The sequence below is a fragment of the Curtobacterium sp. SGAir0471 genome (assembly GCF_005490985.1).
Lineage (GTDB): Bacteria > Actinomycetota > Actinomycetes > Actinomycetales > Microbacteriaceae > Curtobacterium.
On the sequence record NZ_CP027869.1, the window covers coordinates 3,011,530 to 3,035,441 of the forward strand.

Annotated in this window: 18 protein-coding genes and 3 rRNA genes; 3 read left to right on the plus strand and 18 right to left on the minus strand. The window is 69.0% G+C overall.

The window, feature by feature from the left end; all coding sequences use genetic code 11:
- Positions 1-7: 7 nt before the first annotated feature.
- Both C1N91_RS13985 and C1N91_RS13990 read right to left on the minus strand, forming a co-directional pair.
- Positions 8-1,651 (minus strand): DUF7059 domain-containing protein, encoded by a 1,644-nt coding sequence (locus tag C1N91_RS13985; protein WP_254678265.1) that lies wholly within the window; start codon positions 1,649-1,651, stop codon positions 8-10.
- Positions 1,648-2,025, minus strand: a complete 378-nt coding sequence (locus C1N91_RS13990) for an ArsR/SmtB family transcription factor (protein ID WP_137768220.1) — start codon at positions 2,023-2,025, stop codon at positions 1,648-1,650. Before C1N91_RS13990 ends, C1N91_RS13985 begins: the two co-directional genes overlap by 4 nt.
- Positions 2,026-2,130: 105 nt before the next feature.
- On the opposite strand from C1N91_RS13990, the gene C1N91_RS13995 reads away from it, so the two are divergent.
- Positions 2,131-3,381 carry an MFS transporter gene (locus C1N91_RS13995; protein WP_137768221.1) on the plus strand — a complete coding sequence of 417 codons (1,251 nt, stop codon included), beginning with the start codon at positions 2,131-2,133 and terminating at the stop codon, positions 3,379-3,381.
- Positions 3,382-3,408: 27 nt separating this feature from the next.
- Here C1N91_RS13995 and C1N91_RS14000 read toward each other — a convergent pair whose 3' ends face one another.
- Together C1N91_RS14000 and C1N91_RS14005 are read right to left on the minus strand one after the other, a co-directional pair.
- Positions 3,409-3,876 carry a TIGR02611 family protein gene (locus tag C1N91_RS14000; RefSeq protein WP_137768222.1) on the minus strand — a complete coding sequence of 156 codons (468 nt, stop codon included), beginning with the start codon at positions 3,874-3,876 and terminating at the stop codon, positions 3,409-3,411.
- Positions 3,877-4,115: 239 nt separating this feature from the next.
- A complete protein-coding gene (locus tag C1N91_RS14005) occupies positions 4,116-4,448 on the minus strand; it encodes a TraR/DksA family transcriptional regulator (RefSeq protein WP_137768223.1) in 333 nt (110 codons plus the stop codon).
- A gap of 50 nt (positions 4,449-4,498) precedes the next feature.
- On the opposite strand from C1N91_RS14005, the gene C1N91_RS14010 reads away from it, so the two are divergent.
- Entirely contained in the window at positions 4,499-5,536 is a 1,038-nt protein-coding gene (locus C1N91_RS14010) for an LLM class flavin-dependent oxidoreductase (protein ID WP_137768224.1), read from the plus strand.
- A gap of 15 nt (positions 5,537-5,551) precedes the next feature.
- On the opposite strand, the gene C1N91_RS14015 is transcribed toward C1N91_RS14010, so the two are convergent.
- Positions 5,552-6,031 (minus strand): ASCH domain-containing protein, encoded by a 480-nt coding sequence (locus tag C1N91_RS14015; RefSeq protein ID WP_254678425.1) that lies wholly within the window; start codon positions 6,029-6,031, stop codon positions 5,552-5,554.
- Positions 6,032-6,158: 127 nt separating this feature from the next.
- On the opposite strand from C1N91_RS14015, the gene C1N91_RS14020 reads away from it, so the two are divergent.
- Positions 6,159-6,602, plus strand: coding sequence for a DUF2510 domain-containing protein (locus C1N91_RS14020; RefSeq protein ID WP_175416037.1), 444 nt, complete (start codon positions 6,159-6,161; stop codon positions 6,600-6,602).
- A 16-nt stretch (positions 6,603-6,618) separates the two neighbouring features.
- Here C1N91_RS14020 and C1N91_RS14025 read toward each other — a convergent pair whose 3' ends face one another.
- The 13 genes from C1N91_RS14025 to C1N91_RS16780 all read right to left on the minus strand — a co-directional run bounded on the left by C1N91_RS14025 (position 6,619) and on the right by C1N91_RS16780 (position 23,885).
- A complete protein-coding gene (locus C1N91_RS14025) occupies positions 6,619-7,614 on the minus strand; it encodes a site-specific tyrosine recombinase XerD (protein ID WP_137768227.1) in 996 nt (331 codons plus the stop codon).
- A 26-nt stretch (positions 7,615-7,640) separates the two neighbouring features.
- Complete coding sequence (locus C1N91_RS14030) at positions 7,641-8,270, minus strand: NUDIX domain-containing protein (protein WP_137768228.1); 630 nt, start codon at positions 8,268-8,270, stop codon at positions 7,641-7,643.
- A gap of 166 nt (positions 8,271-8,436) precedes the next feature.
- Positions 8,437-10,158, minus strand: a complete 1,722-nt coding sequence (locus tag C1N91_RS14035; RefSeq protein ID WP_137768229.1) for a CTP synthase — start codon at positions 10,156-10,158, stop codon at positions 8,437-8,439.
- Between the two features lie 256 nt (positions 10,159-10,414).
- Entirely contained in the window at positions 10,415-12,109 is a 1,695-nt protein-coding gene (gene recN / locus C1N91_RS14040) for a DNA repair protein RecN (RefSeq protein ID WP_137768230.1), read from the minus strand.
- Positions 12,106-13,029 carry an NAD kinase gene (locus C1N91_RS14045; protein WP_137768231.1) on the minus strand — a complete coding sequence of 308 codons (924 nt, stop codon included), beginning with the start codon at positions 13,027-13,029 and terminating at the stop codon, positions 12,106-12,108. The genes recN and C1N91_RS14045 overlap by 4 nt, the downstream gene beginning before the upstream one ends.
- Positions 13,026-13,865 carry a TlyA family RNA methyltransferase gene (locus C1N91_RS14050; protein WP_254678266.1) on the minus strand — a complete coding sequence of 280 codons (840 nt, stop codon included), beginning with the start codon at positions 13,863-13,865 and terminating at the stop codon, positions 13,026-13,028. The genes C1N91_RS14045 and C1N91_RS14050 overlap by 4 nt, the downstream gene beginning before the upstream one ends.
- Entirely contained in the window at positions 13,858-14,076 is a 219-nt protein-coding gene (locus tag C1N91_RS16775; RefSeq protein ID WP_175416038.1) for a hypothetical protein, read from the minus strand. The genes C1N91_RS14050 and C1N91_RS16775 overlap by 8 nt, the downstream gene beginning before the upstream one ends.
- 10 nt (positions 14,077-14,086) lie before the next feature.
- Positions 14,087-15,064, minus strand: a complete 978-nt coding sequence (locus C1N91_RS14055; RefSeq protein ID WP_137768233.1) for an HAD-IIA family hydrolase — start codon at positions 15,062-15,064, stop codon at positions 14,087-14,089.
- 25 nt (positions 15,065-15,089) lie between these two features.
- Entirely contained in the window at positions 15,090-16,988 is a 1,899-nt protein-coding gene (locus C1N91_RS17040; protein WP_254678267.1) for a primosomal protein, read from the minus strand.
- A 232-nt stretch (positions 16,989-17,220) separates the two neighbouring features.
- Positions 17,221-17,337 (minus strand): 5S ribosomal RNA (gene rrf, locus C1N91_RS14065).
- Between the two features lie 138 nt (positions 17,338-17,475).
- Positions 17,476-20,606, minus strand: a 23S ribosomal RNA gene (locus C1N91_RS14070).
- 425 nt (positions 20,607-21,031) lie between these two features.
- Positions 21,032-22,553: ribosomal RNA gene (locus C1N91_RS14075) — 16S ribosomal RNA — on the minus strand.
- Together the 16S, 23S and 5S rRNA genes form the textbook arrangement of a ribosomal RNA operon.
- 492 nt (positions 22,554-23,045) lie before the next feature.
- Positions 23,046-23,885, minus strand: coding sequence for a GNAT family N-acetyltransferase (locus C1N91_RS16780; protein WP_175416039.1), 840 nt, complete (start codon positions 23,883-23,885; stop codon positions 23,046-23,048).
- Positions 23,886-23,912 lie beyond the last annotated feature (27 nt).

A 23,912-nucleotide genomic window follows, 5' to 3' on the forward strand; every position in this document is an offset into this window, starting at 1 on the left:
CGCAGCCTCAGGACGTCGGTGCGAGCAGCAGGCCGTCCAGCACCAGGTCGCGCACACGCGGCAGCAGGTCCGCCGTGAGCGCGCCCTCGTCGACGCCGGTGATCTGCGCGAGGGCGCCGACGATCGCCGCGACCGACAGGTCCCCGTCGCAGGCACCCACGAACGCGGCGAGCGCCGTGTCCGCGTCCTCCCGCCGGCCGAACCCGCCACCCTGCACGAGGGTGATCACCGTCGGGTCGTCGTTCCCGGGCCAGTAGTGCCGCTCCTCGGTGACGTCCCCGGCGACCCGCAGGTGTGCGGCGGCGAGGGCCCGGTCGTCGCTCGCCGCGAGCCACTCGGCAGCGTCGAGCACCCGGGCGACCGTCGCGCCGAGCCCCACGGGGTTGGAGCCGAGCGCCTCGGGGACGCGCTCGGTGCGGCGGAGGCGAGCCGCGCCTCCCGGCCGCCCGGCGTCCGTCGCGGACGTGCGCCGGACGACCACGTACCCGAAGCCGACCCCGGTGACCCGTCGGGTGGCGAAGTCGTCGAGCCAGGCGTCCACGAGCCGGTCGAACGCCTCGGTGCCGGGCTTCGTCCCGCCGTCGCGGATCCAGGTCTCGGCGTAGGCGGGCGGGTCCTCGCGCTCCCGTTCGACGACCCACAGGTCGAGGTCCTCGGCGTCCGCGAACCACGAGCGCACCCGGTCGAGCCCGTCGACGCCCCAGCGGTACTCCCAGTTGCCGAGCAGCTGCGCGGTCCCGCCGGGCTCGAGGTGGTCGGCGAGGCCGCGGAGCACGGTCTCGACGAGCGCATCGCCGACCATGCCGCCGTCGCGGTACTCGTAGGACGGCACGTCGTCGCGCCGCGGGGTGATGACGAACGGCGGGTTCGACACGATGCGGTCGAAACGCTCCCCCGCGACCGGCTCGTACAGCGAGCCGAGCCGGAACTCGATGCCGTCGATGCCGTTGAGCGCGGCGTTGAACCGGGCGATGTCGAGCGCCCGGCGGGAGATGTCCGTGGCGACGACCTGCTCGGCGAAGCGCCGCGCGTGCATGGCCTGGATGCCGCACCCGGTCCCGAGGTCGAGCACCCGTCGGACCGGCACCGGGACCTGCAGCCCGGAGAGCGTGGTGGTCGCGCCGCCGATGCCGAGCACGTGCTCCTCGCCCAGCGCGGTGCCGAGTGCGAGCTCTCCGAGGTCGGAGACGATCCACCAGCTGCCGGCGCCCTGGTCGTCGACGAAGGCGTAGGGCCGCAGGTCGACGGTCGGGTGCACCCGTCGGTGCTCGGTGTCCGGCAGCCCGGAGTCGTCGATCTCGTCGCGGCCCGAGCCGTCGTCGCTGCGCAGGAGCCCGGCGGCCGTGACCCGGTCGAGTCCGGCCGTCGGGAACGCCCGCTCGGCGTCGGCCCGGTCGACCGGCAGGCCGAGCACGAACAGCGTCGCGAGGGTGGTCAGCGGAGTGGTCTCCCGCGCGGCGAGTGCCCGCAGCGCGGCGACCCGCGAGCCGCGGTGCAGCGACGCGGCAGCCTCGTGGCCCCAGAGCGCGTCGATGCGCTCGACGGTGAAGCCCGCGGCGTCGAGGTCCGCGGCGAGCGCCGTCGTCACGGCGGGGTCGGTCGTGATGGTCGGCAGCTCGTGTGCCGCTGCTGCCCGCGCCCGCTGGGTCACGCGGGGACCTCCGTGCGCATGACTGACGCGGGCACCTGCCACGCAGCCACCAGGTCGAGCAGCCCGGGGAAGCGCTGCTGCACGTCCTCGGTGCGGACCCGGCTCGACCGCGTCAGGCCCTCCTGGTGCTGCTCGAGCAGGCCGGCCTCGCGCAGCACGCGGAAGTGGTGCGTCAGCGTCGACTTCGGCCGGTCGACCCCGACCCACCCGCAGCTGCGCACCCCGCCGGCGGCGTCGACCAGGTAGCGGTGCAGGATCGTGAGCCGGATCGGGTCGCTCAGCGCGTCGAGCACGACCGGCAGGTCCATCTCGGCGACGGTCGGCTGCGGCAGGCGTTCTGGCGTGACGGCGGAGTCCACGGGCGCGGCAGGCATGCCACGACGGTAGCACCGCCGACCAGACAGTACGACTTGCGTCGTACAGGTACCTGCTGTACGAATGTGCTCGTACAGCAGTCGATCCGTCGGGAAGGTGCCACCATGCAGTCAGCACGCGGAGTCGCGGGCTTCTGGATCCTCGCCGCCATGCTCTTCGTGGCGATGGCGTCGTCCTCGGTGCCCTCGCCGATCTACCCCGTCTACGCCGCCGAGTGGGACCTCACGCCGCTCATGCTCACGGGGGTGTTCGCGATCTACGTCGCCGGGCTCCTCGTCACGATGCTCGTCGCCGGGCGGCTCTCCGACCACGTCGGCCGGAAGCCCGTGCTCGTCGCCGGCGGCCTGCTGCTCGTCGTCTCGCTCGTGCTGTTCACCGGCGCCGACGGCTTCGGGGCGCTCGTGCTCGACCGCATCGTGCAGGGCGTCGCCGTCGGGCTGCTCATCGGTGCCCTCGGCGCGGCGCTCATCGACAACTCGCTCGAGCGCTTCCCGTCCCTCGCCGGCGTCCTGAACGGTGCCGTCCCGCCCTTCGCCCTGGCCACCGGCGCGGTGTCGAGCGGCGCCCTGGTCGAGTGGGGTCCGGCACCGGAGCAGCTCGTCTACGTGCTCTTCGGCGCGCTCCTGCTGCTCCTCGTCGCCGCCCTGGTCGTCGTCCCCGAGCGGGTCACCCGCCGACCGGGCGCGCTCCGCTCCCTCCGCCCGACGGTGTCCGTCCCCCGGGCGTCGCGAGCGCTCTTCCGAGGCGTCGCCGGCGCCCTCGTCGCCAGCTGGGCGCTGGGCGGGCTGTTCCTGTCGCTCGTCCCGTCGGCGCTCGGTGCGGTGTTCGGCATCCACGACCACTTCGCGGCCGGGGCCCTCATCGCCGTCGTCACCGGTGTCGGCGGGCTCACGGGACTCGCGATCCAGCGCCTCGACACGCGTCGGAGCCTGTTCCTCGGACTCGTCGCACTCATCGTCGGCCCGGTCGTCACCGTGTCGTTCGTGTTCGCGCACTCGCTGCCCGGACTCGTCGTCGGGAGCGCGATCGCGGGCGTCGGCTTCGGCGCGGGGTTCCAGGCGCCGCTGCGGATGCTGCTCGCGACCGCCGCCCCCACGCACCGCGCCGGGCTGCTGTCGTCGGTCTACATCGTCAGCTACCTGGCCTTCGGGGTGCCCGCCGTCGTCGCAGGGTTGGTCGAACCGGCGTTCGGCTTCGTGCCCGTGCTCGCCGGCTACGGCGCCTTCATCGTCCTCGCGGCGACGACCGCCCTCGTGCTGCAGGTCACCTCCCGCAGCGCGGCCGGTGTCGAGGAACGCGCCGCCGAGACCGTCGAGCGCACGGCGACGGGCTCCGTCCGGACCGTCGCCGAGTAGCCCCGGCCCGACCGACGCGAACGGCGGTCAGTGCCCCGGTCGCGCCCGGTTCGGCCGCTGCGCCCGGACGCCCGTGCTGCGGTGTGCATCGGCATGGGCCGCGTCGACGTCGGCCTTGCCCCGGTCCGCAGCCTTCCGCAGCCACTGCGGCCCGTGCGCCTTCGCCCAGTCCCAGAAGCGGTGCAGCTGCGCGCGCAGCCACGTGATGATGCGGTGGAAGAAGTGGAACTCGCTGGCCAGGATCGTCAGACCGATGAACACCACGAGCCAGCCCGGCCCGGGCAGCGGCACGAGGATCAGCCCGATCACCACGACGAGCCCGCCGACGATCCCGACGAGCACCTTGTAGAAGAGGTGCACGCCCGGTCGCGCGTGGATCCACGCGCGCAGCCGACGGAACCACCGGAAGCGGGGGTGCCGGTCGTCGGCGTCGGTCTCGGGAGCCGTGGTGTCGGCACGCACGACCGCGTCGGGTCGCTCGTGGGTGTCGTCCATGGCGGCAACCTAGGGCGCGCGGCTGGGAAACGGCGGCGCAACCGGTCCACGCGACGTGGGTGGCGGGGCGGGCGTGCACCGCGCCTCCCGGCCGCCCGTTCCGTCGAGACGTCGCCGCCTCGTCGAGACGGCCCCGGAGGCGGCGGGGTCTCATGCACTAGGCGGCGTCCCGTGCAGACGTGCGCGTCTCAGTCCGGCCGCGAGACCGTCAGCAGCACACCCACCGGCCTGGAGGCTCGTCACGCGTGTGCGACGCACGTCGCGGCCCACGGGACCGCGTCCAGACGGGCCGCCGGGATCGGTTCGCCGCCGACGGCGCACCGCCCGTAGGTGCCGGCCTCGAGCCGCGCGAGCGCGGCGTCGACCAGTCGGATCCTGTTCCGCGCGTCGTCGCGCACCGCGCCGAGCGAGCCGCGCTCCCAGGCGAGCGTCGCGCCCTCGGGGTCGTGCTCGTCGTCCGAGTTGGCGTCCTGGCGTGCGTCGCTGACGTCCCGCATGCTGCGCTCGACGTCGGCGAGCAGCCGCTCGTTGCGACGCCGTTCCGCGGTCAGCGCGGTGCGTGGGTCGTCCATGGCGACGACGGTAGTCGTGTCGGAATGCGATCGCAGTAGCATGCGTTCGCATGGGCATGACGAAGATCGGGTTCCTGTCCTTCGGGCACTGGCGCGACGTGCCGGGCTCACGTGTCCGCAGCGGCCGCGAGGCCCTCGTGCAGGCGATCGACCTCGCCGTCGCGGCCGAGGAGGCGGGCGTCGACGGCGCGTACTTCCGCGTGCACCACTTCGCCCCGCAGCAGGCGGCACCGTTCCCGCTGCTCTCCGCGATCGCCGCTCGGACCAGTCGCATCGAGATCGGCACCGGCGTGATCGACATGCGGTACGAGAACCCGCTCTACATGGCCGAGGAAGCCGCTGCCACCGACCTCATCTCCGGCGGCCGACTGCAGCTCGGCGTCTCGCGGGGGTCACCCGAGACCGCTCTCGCCGGCTACCAGCAGTTCGGCTACGTCCCCGAGGCGCACGACACCAACGGTGGCGACATGGCGCGCTCGCACACCGACGTGTTCCGCCGGGCGATCGCCGGGGAGCCGATGGCCCACGCGAACCCGCAGATGACCGGGTCGGCCGGGTCCCTGGCGGTGTCCCCGCTGTCGGACACGCTGCCCGACCGGATCTGGTGGGGTGCCGGCAGCCGCGCGACCGCCGAGTGGACGGCCGAGCAGGGCATGAACCTCATGTCGTCGACCCTGCTCACCGAGGACACCGGCGTGCCGTTCGACCAGCTGCAGGCCGAGCAGATCGAGCGCTTCCGGGCCACCTGGGCCGAGATGGGCTGGGAGCGGACGCCGCGGGTCTCGGTGTCGCGCAGCATCATCCCGATCACCGACGACGAGTCGCGGCACTACTTCGGCGTGCGGGCGCAGGTCGAGGGGCAGGACCAGGTCGGGCACCTCGACGGCGGCCTCGCCCGGTTCGGTCGCTCGTACATCGGGGAGCCGGAGCAGCTCGTCGCCGAGCTCGTTTCCGACGCCGCGGTCCGGGCCGCCGACACCGTGCTCGTCACGGTGCCGAACCAGCTCGGGGTCGACTTCAACGCCCGGCTGCTCGCGGCGACGAAGGCCGTCATGGACGAGGTCGACGCGGCGGCCGTCCCGGCGTAGTCCGCGGCTCTCGACTCAGGCCTCGGCGGGTGCCTCCGGCCAGAGCAACCGGAAGCGCTCGCACAGCACCGGCATGTCCGGCTCGTACCCGCGCGGGTTCTCGGAGTGCTCGCGCCAGTAGCGCTCGTGCACCGCGCGCCAGTGCGCGAGGGTGCGGTCGCCCTCGCCCTCGGCGCGGGCGTGCTCCTCGCCGACCTGGTCGAACGGCACGACCCGCAGGTCCGTCGTCTCGATCACGGCGCGGGGTTCGCCCCGACCGTCGAGGATGACGCTGAGCTCGCCGACCTCGGGCAGCGGGTCGCCCGTCGCCTCGTAGTCCCACATCGACGACGCCGTGCCGTCCTTGATCCCGCGGAGCACCAGGTCGAGCAGACCGTCGGCGTGGTCCGGCGTGGCGCCGAACGCCCACGCCTCGGGCACGGCCTCGGGGAGCTCCGGTGCCTCGTCACGGCGGGCGGACCAGAAGGCGGACAGGGTCTGGGCGTCGGCGGTGATCACCCGCCCGACCGTAGCGCACCGACTGGTCCCCCTTGTTGCCGACACCCGCTGTGGGACTGTGGGCGTGCCTCCCGGCTGCGTAGCGTCGAGGTGCACCATCCACCGCACCCTCGAGGAGCACCCCGTGACGCTGCCGGCCGCAGGCTGGTTCCCGGACCCCCAGGACGCCCACCGCCTGCGGTGGTGGGACGGTCACGCGTGGGGCGGGGCGACGCGGGTGCTCCCGGCCCGGCAGGAACCCGTCGCGCCGGTCGTCGTCGCGCCGGCCGGGCCGTCGTTCTCGGTCGAGGGCGGAGCGCTCCGGACCGGCTCGTGGGCCTCCGGCGGCTCCGTGCAGCGGGTCGGGGCGGCGGCGCTCGTCGCGGTCCTGCTCGCGGTCGTGTCGGTCGTGTGGAACCCGGTCGGGGTGGCGAGCACGCTCGCCGTCGTCGTCGGAGTCGTCGCGATCGTCCGTCCCGGTGCGACCGGCGGCTGGCGGGTGCTGTGGCGGAGCGCTGCGACGAGCGCCCTCGTGGTCGCCGTCGCCACGGGCGTGGTCGCCGCGTCCGCGCAGTGGCACGTGCTCTGAGGGACGGCTCCGGCCGCTACCGCCGCGCCCGCGGGTGCGCCGTCTGGTACACGTCACGCAGCATGTCGGCCGTGACGAGCGTGTAGATCTGCGTCGTCGCGACGCTCGCGTGCCCGAGCAGTTCCTGCACCACGCGCACGTCGGCACCGCCCTCGAGCAGGTGGGTCGCGAACGAGTGCCGGAACGTGTGCGGTGACACGTGCGCCGACAGTCCGGCGCGCTCCGCCGCGGCCTGGATGACGAGCCAGGCGCTCTGCCGCGACAGCCGCGCGCCGCGAGCGCCGAGGAACAGCGCCGGGGTCGACGGTCCCCGGGCCGCGAAGACCGGTCGAGCGCGCACCAGGTAGGCGTCGACCGCGGCCCGCGCGAAGCTGCCAAGCGGCACGATGCGCTGCTTGTTGCCCTTGCCGGTGACCTTGACGACCGCGAGCCCGTCGCCCTCGTCGTCCTCGGGGTCGGACAGCGTCGTGACGTCGTCCACGGACAGCTCCACTGCCTCGGAGATGCGCGCGCCCGTGGCGTAGAGCAGCTCCAGCAGTGCCCGGTCCCGGAGCTGCACGGGGTCGTCGTCCGCCGAGCCCGCGGCGCCGAGCAGCCGCTCCATGTCGTGCACCGAGATCGCCTTCGGCAGCCGCGACGGTGCCTTCGGCGGGCGGACGGCCGTCCCGGGGTCGAGCGGGAGCCAGCCCTCGGCGGCGGCGAACGCGGTGAAGGACCGCACCGAGCTCAGCATCCGGGCCACGGACCGTGGGGCGAGCGGCTGCTCCGGTCGCGAGGTCAGGTGTGCGACGAACCCGGCGACGTCCGCACGGGTCAGACGCGCGACGTCGGTCAGGGCCGCCGCTCCCCCGGCCCGGTCCGCGCCTGCCGACTCCACTGCCGGCGTCGAGGCGAGCCACTCCGCGAAGACCGCGAGGTCCCGTCGGTAGGCCGAGACCGTGTGCTGCGACAGCCCTCGCTCGACGGCGACGTGCCGCAGGTAGGTCTCGGTGGCGCGGTCGAGCGGGGTCACCTCTCGACGCTAGCCCCGCGCGGTGGTCATGCCGTCGCGCCGCGCTCGATCGCGCTCCGCTCGGTCGCGCTCCGCTCGATCGCGCTCCGCTCGATCGCGTCGACCGCCAGGGTCGCCACGACGAGCGCGGAGTTCTGCAGCCGGCCGGCGAGGATGCCCTCGACCAGTTCGGCGCGCGGCACCCACCGTGTCACGATGTCGGCCTCCTCCGCCTCCCGCTCGAACGCCGAGGCCGTCGCGCGGACGCCGCGGGCCCGGTAGACCTGGATGAACTCGTCGCTGCCGCCGGACGAGGTGTTGTACCGGACCAGGGGCTCCCAGTGGTCCGCCTCGAGGTCCGCCTCCTCGCCGAGCTCCCGCTGCGCGGCGGTCAGGTGGTCCTCGCCCTCGTGGTCGAGGAGTCCGGCCGGCAGCTCCCAGTCGCGCAGCTGCACGGGGTGCCGGTACTGCTGGATGACGAGCACGCGCCCCTCGTCGTCCTCCGCGAAGACGGCCACGGCGCCGGTGTGGTCGATGTACTCGCGGACCATGTCGTGCCCGTCGTAGTCGACGTGGTCACGGCGCACGTCCCAGACCGCGCCCTCGTACACGACGGTGGACTCGGTGACCTCGTACGAGGCGTGTTCGTCGGCGATCGGTGCGGCAGCGTCAGTCACGTCTCCATCCTGGCACTCCCCTCCTCGGGAACCAGGTTCCGGGCACGACACCGCGCTCTTCTGTGGTTCCGTGTCCGGAACCAGGTTCCGTCCGGGACGCTCCCCGCAACGGACGGGAGGCGCGGTGCCAGCTGGCACCGCGCCTCCCGTCATCCGTCCGGTCGCGTCAGGCGACGACCTCCGCCGACTCCTCGGCCGGGTCGAACAGGCTGGACGCCTCGTGCCGCGCGATCGCCGCGTCCACCAGCCCGGCGAAGAGCGGGTGGGTCTTGGTCGGGCGCGAGCGCAGCTCCGGGTGCGCCTGCGTGGCGATGTAGAACGGGTGCACGTCGCGCGGCAGCTCGACGTACTCGACGAGGGTGCCGTCGGGCGAGGTGCCCGAGAACACCAGGCCGGCGTCCGCGATCTGCTGACGGTAGGCGTTGTTCACCTCGTAGCGGTGACGGTGGCGCTCGGAGGCCTCCGGCGCACCGTACAGCGACGCGGCGAGCGACCCGTCCGCGAACTTCGCGGGGTAGAGGCCGAGGCGCATCGTGCCGCCCATGTCGCCACCGGCGATGATGTCGACCTGCTCGGCCATCGTCGCGATCACCGGCGTCGAGGTCTCCGGGTCGAACTCGGTGCTCGACGCGTCGGTCAGGCCGGCCTCGTGCCGGGCGTACTCGATGACCATGCACTGCAGGCCGAGGCACAGGCCGAGCGTCGGGATGCCCTGTTCGCGGGCGAAGCGGAGCGCACCGAGCTTGCCCTCGATGCCGCGCACGCCGAAGCCGCCGGGGACGCAGATGCCGTCGACGTCGCCGAGCTGCTTCGCGGCACCCTCGGGCGTCGTGCAGTCGTCGGACACGACCCACTTCAGCGTGACCTTGGCGTTGTGGGCGAAGCCGCCCGCCCGCAGGGCCTCGGTGACGGACAGGTACGCGTCCGGCAGGTCGATGTACTTGCCGACCAGGGCGATCGTAACGTGCTTCTTCGGCTCGTGCACCGCGTCGAGGACCGGGTTCCACGCCGACCAGTCGACGTCGTGCGCGTCGAGCTTCAGCGCGTCGATGATGACCTGGTCGAGGCCCTGGTCGTGCAGCAGCGTCGGGAGGTCGTAGATCGACGGCACGTCCACCGCGTTCACCACGGCGTCCTCGTCGACGTCGCACATCAGGGCGATCTTGCGCTTGTTCGCGTCCGACACCGGGCGGTCCGAGCGGAGCACGAGGGCGTCCGGCTGGATGCCGATGGACCGGAGCGCGGCGACCGAGTGCTGCGTCGGCTTGGTCTTCTGCTCGCCCGAGGCGCTCATGAACGGCACGAGCGACACGTGCACGAAGAACACGTTGTTGCGGCCGAGCTCGTGGCGGACCTGGCGTGCGGACTCGATGAAGGGCTGGGACTCGATGTCACCGACCGTGCCGCCGACCTCGGTGATGATGACGTCGGGCTGCGGGTCGTTCTCGGCCTGCTCGCGCATCCGACGCTTGATCTCGTCGGTGATGTGCGGGATGACCTGGACCGTGTCGCCGAGGTACTCGCCGCGACGCTCCTTGGCGATGACGCTCGAGTACACCTGGCCGGTCGTGACGTTCGCGGCCTGCGACAGGTCGATGTCGAGGAAGCGCTCGTAGTGCCCGATGTCGAGGTCCGTCTCGGCGCCGTCGTCGGTCACGAAGACCTCGCCGTGCTGGAACGGGTTCATCGTGCCCGGGTCCACGTTGAGGTACGGGTCGAGCTTCTGCATGACGACCTTGAGGCCGCGTGCCGTGAGCAGGTTGCCGAGGCTGGCCGCCGTCAGGCCCTTGCCGAGGGACGAGACGACCCCGCCGGTCACGAAGATCTGCTTCGTGACCTTCGGGGTCGAGGTCGAAGAATTGGTTCCGCCGCTGAGAGTGTCCGCCACGGGGTTCCATCGTACGTCAGAACTGCCGGGAGGCGCGACTCGCGTTCGCCGCGGGCGTTGCGCCCGCCGGTGGTCGCTCCCACCGAGACGCCTCGGCCCGCGCGAGACACCTCGGCCCGCGCGAGACACCTCGGCCCGCGCGAGACACCGCAGGTTCCGACGGCGTCTCGCGTTGACGCCGGTGTCTCGCGCCGACCACGGGGTGGGCGCGAGCCGTGGGGCGGAGGTGGGGCGAGCCTCCAGGCCGACCGGGCGGCTACGCGCGCTGGCCGGCGACGTCGAGGAGCTCGCGGGCGTGCTCGATGCCGCTCGCGCTGTCACCCAGGCCGGAGAGCAGGCGCGCCATCTCCTGGAGCCGTTCCTCGCCCTCGAGCCGCCGCACGCTCGACGAGGTCACGGCGCCACTGGCGTCCTTGACGACGTTGAGGTGGTTGTTCGCGAACGCCGCGACCTGCGCGAGGTGCGTGACGACGATGACCTGCGTGCGCTCGGCGAGCTTCGCGAGCCGCCGGCCGATCTCGATCGCCGCGGCACCGCCGACACCGGCGTCCACCTCGTCGAAGACGAAGGTCGGCACGGTCGTGCTGCCGGCCATGACGACCTCGATCGCGAGCATGACGCGCGAGAGCTCGCCGCCGGACGCACCCCTGCCGATCGGGCGCGGGTCCGTGCCGGAGTGCGGCTGGAGCAGGATCGCCACCTGGTCGCGGCCGTGCCGGCGGTACTCGCCCCCGTCGGTGACCTCGACGACGAGCGTCGCGCCGGCCATCGCCAGCGTCCGCAGCTCGGCGGTCACCCGCTTCGCCAGGTCGCCTGCCGCCTTCGTCCGGGCCGCCGTGAGCGCGGCGGCCGTCTGCTCGAGGGCCTGCTCGTCCTGCTCGACCGCCTGCTGCAGCGCGACGATGCGGTCGTCGTCGCCGTCGAGCTCGAGGAGCCGGTCACTCGCCCGCTGTCCGTAGGCGATCACGTCGTCGACGGTCTCGCCGTACTTGCGCGTCAGGTTCGCCAGGAGCGCCCGGCGCTCGTTGACGAGCTCGAGGTCGTGGCCGGCGTCGGGCTCGAGCGACCCGAGGTAGCTGGACAGACCGGCGGAGGCGTCCGATGCCTGGATCCCGAGTTCGGTGAGCTGCTCGAGCACGGGCTGCAGGGCCGGGTCCGAGCCGGCGACGCGCTCGACGGCGCGTCGCGCTGCCTCGACCAGTCCGACCACGTCCGCGACGCCGTCGAGGGACTCGCTCGACAGGGCCTCGTGGGCGGTGCCGGCCGCCAGGCGGAGCTCCTCGAGGTTGCCGAGGCGTTCGGCGCGCTCCGCGAGCTCGACGTCCTCGCCGGGCTGCGGGTCGACCGACTCGATCTCGTCCGACGCCGCACGGATCCGCTCGGCCTCGGCGACGCGGTCGTCGCGGTCCCGCACGAGCGTCTCCAGGTCATCGGCGTGCGCCTGCCAGGTGTCGTAGGCGGCGACGTAGGCGTCCAGCGCCCGCTGCACGGCCCTGCCGCCGAAGCCGTCGAGGGCTGCGCGCTGCGCCGACGCCGAGGTCAGACGGATCTGGTCCGACTGCCCGTGCACGGTCACCAGCTGGTCGGCGAGTTCACCGAGCACCGCGACCGGGGCGCTGCGGCCGCCGACGGTCGCGCGGCTGCGGCCCTCGGCGGAGACCGTGCGGGTGAGGATGAGCTCGCCGTCCTCGACCGTGCCGCCGGCGTCCTCGACACGCTCGGCGACGGCAGCGTGGTCCGGTACATGCCAGCGCCCCTCGACCACCGCGCTCGACGCACCACGGCGCACCGAGCCGGCGTCCGCCCGGGCACCGAGCAGCAGCCCGAGCGCCGTCACGATCATGGTCTTGCCCGCGCCGGTCTCCCCGGTGACGACGGTGAAGCCGGGCCCGAGCTCGAGCGTGGTCTCACCGATGACGCCGAGGTCGGAGATGACGATCTCCTCGATCATGCGTCGTCCTCGGTCGCCGGGCCGCGCCACCCGGCGACGGGGAGCTGGAACTTGGCGACGAGCCGGTCGGTGAACGGGGCGTCCTTCAACCGTGCGACCCGGACGGGGTCGGCCGAACGACGGACCTCGACCCGGGCGCCCGGCGGGAGGTCGTGCGTGCGGCGGCCGTCGCACCAGAGGACCCCGACGCCGCTCGTCCGGCGCAGGACCTCGATCGCGAGCGTGCAGTCCGGACCCACGACGATCGGTCGGGCGAACAGGGCGTGCGCGCTGAGCGGCACCATGAGCAGGGCGTCGACGTCCGGCCAGACGATCGGGCCGCCGCCCGAGAACGAGTACGCGGTGGAACCGGTCGGGGTGGCCACGACGACACCGTCGCAGCCGAAGGACGACAGCGGACGACCGTCGACCTCGGTCACGACCTCGAGCATGCGCTCGCGGGAGGCCTTCTCGATCGTCGCCTCGTTCAGCGCCCACGACGAGTAGACGACCTCGTGCCCGACGACCACGTCGACCTGGAGCGTCACGCGTTCCTCGACCTTGTAGTCACCGGTCAGGGCGCGCTCCACCGTGGCGCGCAGCCCGTCGCGCTCGCTCTCGGCCAGGAACCCGACGTGCCCCAGGTTCACGCCCACGATCGGGGCACCCGTGCCGCGCACCAGTTCGGCGGCGCGGAGGATCGTGCCGTCGCCACCGAGGACGATGACGATCTCGAGCTGGTCGGCCTGCACGTCGACGCCGAGGATGTCGACCTGGCCGACCGACGCCTCGGCCCGCCGCACGTCGGCGTACTCGTCGAACGGCATCACCGGGGTGAGTCCGGCGGCGTGGAGCAGGTCGCAGACCTCGACGGCGGCGTCGATGGAGTCCTGTCGGCCCGTGTGGGAGACGAGCAGGATGTGCCGGTCGTCGTCGCTCATGCAGCCCCTTCGGTGAGTTCGGTGGCCCGACCGATCCACGCTGTCGGGTTCCCCCATCCTGCCGGATCACCCCCGACACCACGCTGGAAGTGCGCGAGGTACTCGTGGTTGCCGTGCGTCCCGACGATCGGCGAGGCGTCGAGACCGACGGTGCCGAGTCCCGCGTCCCACGCCGACCACAGCACGTTCATCAGCGCGTCGTTCCGCAGTCCGGCGTCGCGCACGATGCCCTCGCGCACACCGCCGCGGCCGACCTCGAACTGCGGCTTCACGAGCAGCACGAACTCGTCGGCGGGCACCGCCTCGGCCAGCACGGGCAGGACGATGCGCAGCGAGATGAAGGACAGGTCGCCCACGACCAGGCTCGTGCGGGACGCCTCGTCGTCGAGGGCCGCGTAGGTGTCGGCGGTGAGGTCACGGGCGTTGCAGCCCTCGACCACGCGCACACGCTCGTCGATCGCGATCACCGGGTCGAGCTGTCCGTGGCCGACGTCCAGCGCGACCACGCGGGCGGCCCCGTGGTGGAGCAGCACCTGTGTGAACCCGCCGGTGCTGGCGCCCACGTCGAGCACCACACGCCCGCCCGGGTCGACGTCGAAGACCTCGAGGGCACGGACGAGCTTCCGCGCCGCGCGTGACACCCACTCGTCCTCGGTGTCCACGACGAGTTCGGCGTCCGGGGCGACCGGAGCCGAGGGCTTCACGACGGCCGACCCGTCCACCGTCACCCGTCCGGCCTGGACCAGCTTCGTCGCGGCGGTCCGAGAGCGCACGAGCCCACGGGCGGCGAGCAGTGCGTCCAGCCGGACCGGGCGGCGCTCGTCGTGCTCAGACACCCGTACCGCCGTCGCCTCGTCCGCTCCCCCACACCTGCGAGGCGCCGGCAGCGCGGCCCGAGCTGTGCCCATGCGGGGCCTGGCCGCTCTCGAGCCGCGTGCGCAGGTCGTCGTGCAGGGCGGAGAAGGCGTCGGCACGCTCGGGCAGGGGCAGGGCCTCGGCGGCGGCGGTCCGGGCCGCGAAGTCGTCGGGCTGCTGCGGGTCGTGCACGTCCGACAACCTACTCGCCGCCGTACAGCTTCGGGTCGACGTCGAGGCCGTAGATGGCCAGCCCGGACTCCCAGATGAGCGCTGATCCGGCGCGGAGCAGGTCGATCGGGGTGCCGGCGTCGAGCACCCGCACGACGTGCCCGTGCATCGCGACGGTGGCGTCGCCGACCGTGACGTACCGGGTGCCGTCCGGGTCCTGCCGCCGCACCGTCACCGGGTAGGGCTCGGACAGCCCGCGGAGGTCCTGCAGCACGTAGGTCGGACGCGAGCGCTGGTCCGCAGCGAGCACCTGCTTCGCCTGGTCGATGCCCGTCAACACGAGCACGCTGGGGATGCCCGCGTCGTTCGCGCCCTTGATGTCCGTGTCGAGACGGTCACCGATGAACAGCGGGTGCTCACCGCCGAACCGGGCGACCGCCGCGTCGAAGATCGGCCGTTCCGGCTTGCCCGCGACGACCGGCATCCGACCGACGGCCTGGTGCACCGCGGACACGAGCGTGCCGTTGCCGGGCGCGATCCCCCGCTCGACCGGGATCGACCAGTCCATGTTCGTCGCAACCCACGGCACGTCCGGATCGGCGAGGGCGAACGAGGCTTCGGCCAGGTGCGTCCACCCCAGGTCCGGGGAGAACCCCTGGATGACCGCTGCCGGCGCGTCGTCGGCGCTCGTGGTCACGGTGAAGCCCGCCTGCTCGACGATGCTCGTCAGCCCGACACCGCCCGTCACCAGCACGGTGGACCCGGCCGGCACGAGCGTCTCGAGCAGCCGGACACCCGCCTGCGACGAGGTCACGACGTCGTCGGCCGAGACCTCGAGCCCGTAGCCCTGCAGGTGCTCGGCCACGTCGGACGGCCGGCGCGAGGCGTTGTTCGTGATGTACCCGACGCGCGCCGTCAGCGACGCCCGGGTGAGCGCTTCGACCGCGTGCGGGATCGCGTTCCGCCCGCGGTACACGACGCCGTCGAGGTCGGTGAGGACGACGTCCACCCCGTCCGTCGGCGGCCTCGGGACGTCAGTCGGCTGCGGACCCGTCGACGTCGCGGGGGTTGTCGTCGTCGATCTCGCCGAGGTCGTCGTCGGGGTCGACGTCGCCGCCGAGTTGGTCGGTGTCGTCGAGCGCTCCGGCTCCGTGCTCGTCCCCGGCGACGGGCTCGTCACCGACGACGGCGTCGTGCTCGTCGTGTCCTTCGACTTCTTCCTCGACCACATCGACAGTCTCCCATGCGTTCTCGTCGGCGATCTCAGCCAGGGCGGCGGCGGCCCGGTCGACCCGCGCCCACCACTCGTCGGCCTCGTCCTGACGGCCGAGCTCCTCGAGCGTGGCCGCGTAAGCACTGTAGAGGGCCGGCGACCAGCTGTAGGCCGTGCTCGGGTCGAGCTGCGGGATCTCGAGCTCGCCGAGAGCAGCCGTCGGGTTGCCCAGGTCGAGCCGGGCGCCCGACATCGCGATCGCCAGTTCGACCTGCACCGCCGTGTCCAGCGCGGCGCGGTCGATCGACCGTCCGAGCTCGAGTGCACGCTCGGGCCGACCGAGGCCCCGCTCGCAGTCCACCATCATCGGCAGCTGGTCGTTCTTCCCGGAGATCCGACGGTAGGTACGGAGCTCACGGAGCGCGGTGGCGAAGTCGCCCGTGCGGTACGCGGTGATCGCCGCCGTCTCACGGACGACGGCGACACGGCCGGCCCGACGAGCGGCGCTCAGGGCGTGGAGGTTCGCCGTCTCGGGGTCCTCGTCGACGAGCAGCGCCGCCATGACGAGGTGCTTCGCGACCCATTCCGCGTTGTCCTTGCTGAGCGTCTTGAGCTCCGCGCGGGCGGCCGGGTCCAGGTCGCGCGCCGAGACGCTCTCGTCGATCTCGGGGTCGTCGTGGCGCGGGCGGACGGAACGGGTGCCGTACGGGTCCCGGTCCTCCCAGTCGTCCCGCGCGGCCTCGCCGAAGCGGGCACCGGCGTGCCGGGAGCCGTCACCGAAGCGAGGGCGGTCGCCGCGGTCGTCGCGGCGGGGGCGGTCGTCGCCACGGCCGAACGATCGGCGGTCGCCGTCCCGCTGCGGACGACGGTCGTCACCGCCGCGGTACGGACGGCGCTCGTCACCGTCGCGCTGCGGACGACGGTCATCGGCCCCGCGGTACGGACGACGCTCGTCACCATCACGCTGCGGACGACGGTCATCGCCCCCGCGGTACGGACGGCGCTCGTCACCGTCGCGCTGCGGACGACGGTCATCGGCCCCGCGGTACGGACGACGCTCACCCCCATCACGCTGCGGACGACGGTCATCGCCCCCGCGGAACGGAGCGCGCTCACCGCGATCGCGGTACGGACGACGCTCGTCACCATCACGCTGCGGACGACGGTCATCGCCCCCGCGGAACGGAGCGCGCTCACCGCGATCGCGGTACGGACCACGCTCGTCACCATCACGCTGCGGACGACGGTCCTCACCACCACGGAACCGACGGCGCTCGTCACCGTCGCGCTGCGGACGACGGTCGTCGCTGCCACGGAACGGCCGACGGTCGTCACCGTCGCGCTGCGGGCGACGCTCGCCGGCGTCGCGGTAGGGCCGACGGTCGCCGCCCTCACGCTGCGGACGACGGTCGTCACCACCACGGAACGGACGATCACTGCCACGAGGACCATCGCCCCGCGGCGGACGACCGGCACCGTCACGATCGCCCTGCCGGGCCGGGCGACGGCCACCGTCGGCGAACGGCCGGTCACCGTCACGGAAGGACCGACGGTCATCACGGCCACCCCGCTCGACGTCGCGGCCGGCACGGCCACCGTCCCGGCGCGCACGATCACCCTCGCGACGCTCGAAGTCACGCGGTCCGGACGCCCAGCGGCCGCCCTCGCGCCGCGCTCCGCGATCCCGGTCGTTGCGCTGCTGCTCGTCGTCGTTCGCCACCGTTGCTCCTCATCGCGTGCCCTCGCCGAAGGGCGCCGGGCTGTCGTCCGCTGTGTCGTTGTGTTGGTGCCGCACGGTCGTCCGTGCTCGCTGCGGGACCAGTCCATCACGAACCGGACCCCGAGTCGAGCGACCGAGGGCGGAAACAGATGTGGCCACCGGCCTCCGCGAGAACGAGGGTCTCCCCTACGAGTTCTCGATGGAGGGCCGATGGCCACATCACTTACGTTGAGTCCGGCGGCGTCCTACTCTCCCACAAGGTCCCCCTTGCAGTACCATCGGCGCTGAGAGGCTTAGCTTCCGGGTTCGGAATGTGACCGGGCGTTTCCCTCTCGCTATGACCACCGGAACACTGTCGACCCAGATCCTGGATCAAACCATTGTTCCTTCAGAGCATTGCTGAAGTATTCAGTTTGATTCCCGATCGTCTGTCGGGAACCACAAAGTGGACGCGAGCCCCACACCCGAAAGTGTGGGTAATAGTTGTGTTGTCAAGTCTTCGGCTTATTAGTACCGGTCAGCTCCACGGGTCGTTGGTCCCCGCTTCCACATCCGGCCTATCAACCCAGTAGTCTGCTGGGAGCCTCTCACACTCAAGGTGCATGGAAATCTCATCTCGAAGACGGCTTCCCGCTTAGATGCTTTCAGCGGTTATCCGGTCCGAACGTAGCTAATCAGCGGTGCCCTTGGCAGAACAACTGACACACCAGAGGTTCGTCCATCCCGGTCCTCTCGTACTAGGGATAGATCTTCTCAAATTTCCAACGCGCGCAGCGGATAGGGACCGAACTGTCTCACGACGTTCTAAACCCAGCTCGCGTACCGCTTTAATGGGCGAACAGCCCAACCCTTGGGACCTACTCCAGCCCCAGGATGCGACGAGCCGACATCGAGGTGCCAAACCATGCCGTCGATATGGACTCTTGGGCAAGATCAGCCTGTTATCCCCGAGGTACCTTTTATCCGTTGAGCGACAGCGCTTCCACAAGCCACTGCCGGATCACTAGTCCCGACTTTCGTCCCTGCTCGACCTGTCAGTCTCACAGTCAAGCTCCCTTGTGCACTTACACTCGCCACCTGATTGCCAACCAGGTTGAGGGAACCTTTGGGCGCCTCCGTTACTCTTTGGGAGGCAACCGCCCCAGTTAAACTACCCATCAGGCACTGTCCATGAACCCGATCAGGGTCCTACGTTAGACATCCAAAGTGACCAGAGTGGTATTTCAACAATGACTCCACGAACACTAGCGTGCCCGCTTCACAGTCTCCCACCTATCCTACACAAGCCACTCCGAACACCAATACCAAACTGTAGTAAAGGTCACGGGGTCTTTCCGTCCTGCTGCGCGTAACGAGCATCTTTACTCGTAGTGCAATTTCGCCGAGTTCGCGGTTGAGACAGCTGGGAAGTCGTTACGCCATTCGTGCAGGTCGGAACTTACCCGACAAGGAATTTCGCTACCTTAGGATGGTTATAGTTACCACCGCCGTTTACTGGGGCTTAAATTCAGAGCTTCGCCGTAAGGGCTAACCCTTCCTCTTAACCTTCCAGCACCGGGCAGGCGTCAGTCCGTATACATCGTCTTGCGACTTCGCACGGACCTGTGTTTTTAGTAAACAGTCGCTTCCCACTGGTCTCTGCGGCCTTCAACGCTCAACAACGAGAAGTCGTATCACGTGTCCGGCCCCCCTTCTCCCGAAGTTACGGGGGCATTTTGCCGAGTTCCTTAACCACGATTCTCTCGATCTCCTTGGTATTCTCTACCTGACCACCTGAGTCGGTTTCGGGTACGGGCGGCTGCAACCTCGCGTCGATGCTTTTCTCGGCAGCATAGGATCACTGATTTCCCCTTGACGGGTACGCGTCGGATCTCAGGCACACAGACGACGGATTTGCCTATCGTCAGCCCTACATCCTTACACCAGGTTCACCTTACGGATACCATCGCCTGGCTCAGCTACCTTCCTGCGTCACACCTGTTCATACGCTAGCCGCACCAGCATGGGGTCGAGCGTTAGACCGGACACCATCACCCCGAAGGGATCCGGATGCACCGGGTTAGGACTCTTAGCACCACTGGATTAGCTTGGGCGGTTGTTCGCCGGTACGGGAATATCAACCCGTTGTCCATCGACTACGCCTGTCGGCCTCGCCTTAGGTCCCGACTTACCCAGGGCGGATTAACCTGGCCCTGGAACCCTTGGTCTTTCGGAGGACGGGTTTCTCACCCGTCTTTCGCTACTCATGCCTGCATTCTCACTCGTGTGGCGTCCACGGCTGGATTCCTCCGCCGCTTCACTCGCCACACGACGCTCTCCTACCACTCCGCACGACTGAACCACGAAGGCTTGTCTGTGTGCGAAATCTACAACTTCGGCGGTGTGCTTGAGCCCCGTTACATTGTCGGCGCGGAATCACTTGACCAGTGAGCTATTACGCACTCTTTCAAGGGTGGCTGCTTCTAAGCCAACCTCCTGGTTGTCTGTGCAACTCCACATCCTTTCCCACTTAGCACACGCTTAGGGGCCTTAGTTGGTAGTCTGGGTTGTTTCCCTCTCGACGATGAAGCTTATCCCCCACCGTCTCACTGCTGCGCTCTCACTCACCGGCATTCGGAGTTTGGCTGACGTCAGTAACCTGTTGAGGCCCATCGGCCATCCAGTAGCTCTACCTCCGGCGAGAAACACGCAACGCTGCACCTAAATGCATTTCGGAGAGAACCAGCTATCACGAAGTTTGATTGGCCTTTCACCCCTATCCACAGCTCATCCCCTCCATTTTCAACTGAAGTGGGTTCGGTCCTCCACGACGTCTTACCGTCGCTTCAACCTGGCCATGGATAGATCACTTCGCTTCGGGTCTAGGACATGCGACTGTATCGCCCTATTCAGACTCGCTTTCGCTACGGCTGCCCCACACGGGTTAACCTCGCCACATATCACTAACTCGCAGGCTCATTCTTCAAAAGGCACGCCGTCACCCCTACAAGGAGGCTCCGACGGTTTGTAAGCAAACGGTTTCAGGTACTATTTCACTCCCCTCCCGGGGTACTTTTCACCTTTCCCTCACGGTACTTGTCCGCTATCGGTCATCTGGGAGTATTTAGGCTTATCAGGTGGTCCTGACAGATTCACACGGGATTTCTCGGGCCCCGTGCTACTTGGGATACACATCCGGCCATGACACCATTTCGTCTACGGGGCTGGCACCCACTACGGCCCGGCTTTCAAACCGGTTCGACTATGATGCGCTGTAACCGCCCCAGTCCGGCAGAACTGAGCGACGTGTCCCACAACCCCGACCATGCAACGCCCGCCGGCTATCACACATGATCGGTTTAGCCTCATCCGCTTTCGCTCGCCACTACTCACGGAATCACATGTTGTTTTCTCTTCCTGTGGGTACTGAGATGTTTCACTTCCCCACGTTCCCTCTACCCGCCCTATATATTCAGGCGGGAGTCACCAGGTCGACAAGTCGCCTGGCGGGGTTTCCCCATTCGGAAATCCTCGGCTCACAGCTCGATTATCAGCTCCCCGAGGCTTATCGCAGATTTCTACGTCCTTCTTCGGCTCCAGATGCCAAGGCATCCACCGTTTGCTCTTAGAAACTTGACCACAAAGATTAAAATTGCGATCGACTCGACACCCGACCACCCCCGAAAAGAGATGATCACCGTCTCGAGCGATCTAAGATGCTCGCGTCCACTGTGTAGTTCTCAACATACGATCGGCACCACACTCCCCGAACCAACCGGTTCGCTTCATGCAGCCCACTCGAAGAACCAAGCAGACTTCCGTCCGCCGGCTCAACCCCCGATCATCACGACCGGGAAGCCTGGTCCCTCAGGACCCAACAACGTGCACCAGCCGACCCGCTCACCCCGACCCCTTCCAACCAGCAAGCTGGCGTACTCAGGCCGGAAGCTACGCTCCCGACTGCACTGTCAATGTTCCACCCATGAGCTACCGGCAACCACACTCGGGTTGCATCGGCGCCTGAACCGATCACCTGCAAGCAGGGCCGGTCAGATGCTCCTTAGAAAGGAGGTGATCCAGCCGCACCTTCCGGTACGGCTACCTTGTTACGACTTAGTCCTAATCACCGATCCCACCTTCGACGGCTCCTTCCACAAGGGTTAGGCCACCGGCTTCGGGTGTTACCGACTTTCATGACTTGACGGGCGGTGTGTACAAGGCCCGGGAACGTATTCACCGCAGCGTTGCTGATCTGCGATTACTAGCGACTCCGACTTCATGAGGTCGAGTTGCAGACCTCAATCCGAACTGAGACCGGCTTTTTGGGATTCGCTCCACCTTACGGTATCGCAGCCCTTTGTACCGGCCATTGTAGCATGCGTGAAGCCCAAGACATAAGGGGCATGATGATTTGACGTCATCCCCACCTTCCTCCGAGTTGACCCCGGCAGTCTCCTATGAGTCCCCGCCATAACGCGCTGGCAACATAGAACGAGGGTTGCGCTCGTTGCGGGACTTAACCCAACATCTCACGACACGAGCTGACGACAACCATGCACCACCTGTACACCGACCACAAGGGGGCAACCATCTCTGGCCGTTTCCGGTGTATGTCAAGCCTTGGTAAGGTTCTTCGCGTTGCATCGAATTAATCCGCATGCTCCGCCGCTTGTGCGGGCCCCCGTCAATTCCTTTGAGTTTTAGCCTTGCGGCCGTACTCCCCAGGCGGGGCGCTTAATGCGTTAGCTACGACACAGAAACCGTGGAAAGGTCCCTACATCTAGCGCCCAACGTTTACGGCGTGGACTACCAGGGTATCTAATCCTGTTCGCTCCCCACGCTTTCGCTCCTCAGCGTCAGTTACGGCCCAGAGATCTGCCTTCGCCATCGGTGTTCCTCCTGATATCTGCGCATTCCACCGCTACACCAGGAATTCCAATCTCCCCTACCGCACTCTAGTCTGCCCGTACCCACTGCAAGCCCGAGGTTGAGCCTCGGGATTTCACAGCAGACGCGACAAACCGCCTACGAGCTCTTTACGCCCAATAATTCCGGACAACGCTTGCACCCTACGTATTACCGCGGCTGCTGGCACGTAGTTAGCCGGTGCTTTTTCTGCAGGTACCGTCACTTTCGCTTCTTCCCTACTAAAAGAGGTTTACAACCCGAAGGCCGTCATCCCTCACGCGGCGTTGCTGCATCAGGCTTTCGCCCATTGTGCAATATTCCCCACTGCTGCCTCCCGTAGGAGTCTGGGCCGTGTCTCAGTCCCAGTGTGGCCGGTCACCCTCTCAGGCCGGCTACCCGTCGTCGCCTTGGTGAGCCATTACCTCACCAACAAGCTGATAGGCCGCGAGTCCATCCCCAACCAAAAAATCTTTCCACCACCAGACCATGCGGCCGGCAGTCGTATCCAGTATTAGACGTCGTTTCCAACGCTTATCCCAGAGTCAGGGGCAGGTTACTCACGTGTTACTCACCCGTTCGCCACTAATCCACCCAGCAAGCTGGGCATCATCGTTCGACTTGCATGTGTTAAGCACGCCGCCAGCGTTCGTCCTGAGCCAGGATCAAACTCTCCGTAAAAAATTACCAACCCACCACCAAAAGCAGCAGGCCGAGTTGATCTTGACTGTAAAGACTGTCCACTGGACAATCAATCCAATCCAAAAGGAATTGTCTCCGACCCGGTCAGCAAGCCGACCAGGCACGGGGTCAAAATAATTGGCATTGACAATGTGCACGCTGTTGAGTTCTCAAGGACCAGACGCACCCCCCACTCGACTCCCAGAAGGAGCTCCGCCAGAGGGGCTTGGAATCTCGACACCACACGCCGAGCCGTTCAGCTCGACATCGTGGTGGTTGGTTGCCGAGCGGGACCCCGTCCGGACTGCATCTCCAGGTCATCGACCCGGTGACCGTCTCGGCCGTTCCGTTCTCCGCCTCAGCGGCAACGAGGTACAACCTTACGCGGAGGTGAACGCGCTGCCAAGTAGGGCCGCATCCCGGGCGTGTCGCAGAGGGCAGGCTCGAAGCCGGCGCTGGTCCGTGCCGAGGGGCGAGCGCAGCGGCATGCGCTCAGGGCTGGTCGGGAAGCTCGAGCGCGGCCGTCATCTCCTCGATCTCCGCGTCCGGGAATCCGGCTGCCGGGCGCCGCCGTCCTGTCGGTCGGAAGCCGTGACGCGCGTAGAACCGTCGTGCAGGAGCGCCGGCCGGTGCTCGGTCGACCCAGAGGTGGATCGACGGGGCGTGGAGCACCGCCCACGCGAGGACCTCCGCCAGGAGTGCATCTGCGACGCCGTGCGTCCTCCCCCGGGCCGCGGCACGGACGAAGACTCCGGTGAGCAGCGCCTGCGGAACGCCATCACCGCACAACTGCGCTGCCATGATCCCGAGCCAAGGACCGTCGTCCGCCACGGCCACCACGTTGGTGGTGTCGCTCCCGGTACCGCGTCGCGCCCGGGTTCGCCAGTCGTCCTCGGTCATCGCGAGCGTCGTCCGCAGATCTGCCCCGTACGACACGGGGTTCTCCTCCGCGTTCTCAAGTCTGATCTCCCGGACCGATAGCCAGTCCTGCTCCGATGTCCTCCGGATCGAGAACAGCGCGCCGGGGAGGGCCGCTCGACACAGCAGCAACGGAATGCCCGTCGTCGACCACCACGTCAGCGAGACGTACCCGGACGACATCCCACCGTGGGCGAACCGCTCGACGTACACACCGACCCCGACGAGGTCCGACACCGCGTGCCCGACCTCCGCGGCGAAGGCCCTCCGCAACAACGCCTCTAGCCCGCCCTGGGTACTCGGGAGCGGCACGTCCGCGAATCGCGTGCGCAACGCGCGCCACAACCAGGGATCGCCACGACCACCCCACTGGTCCGGCTCGTCGCGGAAGAGGTCACCGATGCGTCCAGCCACCCAGTGATCATCCCGGACCCGTCCGGA

Coding starts and splice junctions, on each gene's coding strand:
- C1N91_RS14000 (WP_137768222.1), bottom strand. CDS start 3,876: ATGGACGACACCCACGAGCGACCCGACGCGGTCGTGCGTGCCGACACC.
- C1N91_RS13990 (WP_137768220.1), bottom strand. CDS start 2,025: ATGCCTGCCGCGCCCGTGGACTCCGCCGTCACGCCAGAACGCCTGCCG.
- C1N91_RS14045 (WP_137768231.1), bottom strand. CDS start 13,029: ATGAGCGACGACGACCGGCACATCCTGCTCGTCTCCCACACGGGCCGA.
- C1N91_RS13995 (WP_137768221.1), top strand. CDS start 2,131: ATGCAGTCAGCACGCGGAGTCGCGGGCTTCTGGATCCTCGCCGCCATG.
- C1N91_RS14005 (WP_137768223.1), bottom strand. CDS start 4,448: ATGGACGACCCACGCACCGCGCTGACCGCGGAACGGCGTCGCAACGAG.
- recN (WP_137768230.1), bottom strand. CDS start 12,109: ATGATCGAGGAGATCGTCATCTCCGACCTCGGCGTCATCGGTGAGACC.
- C1N91_RS14010 (WP_137768224.1), top strand. CDS start 4,499: ATGGGCATGACGAAGATCGGGTTCCTGTCCTTCGGGCACTGGCGCGAC.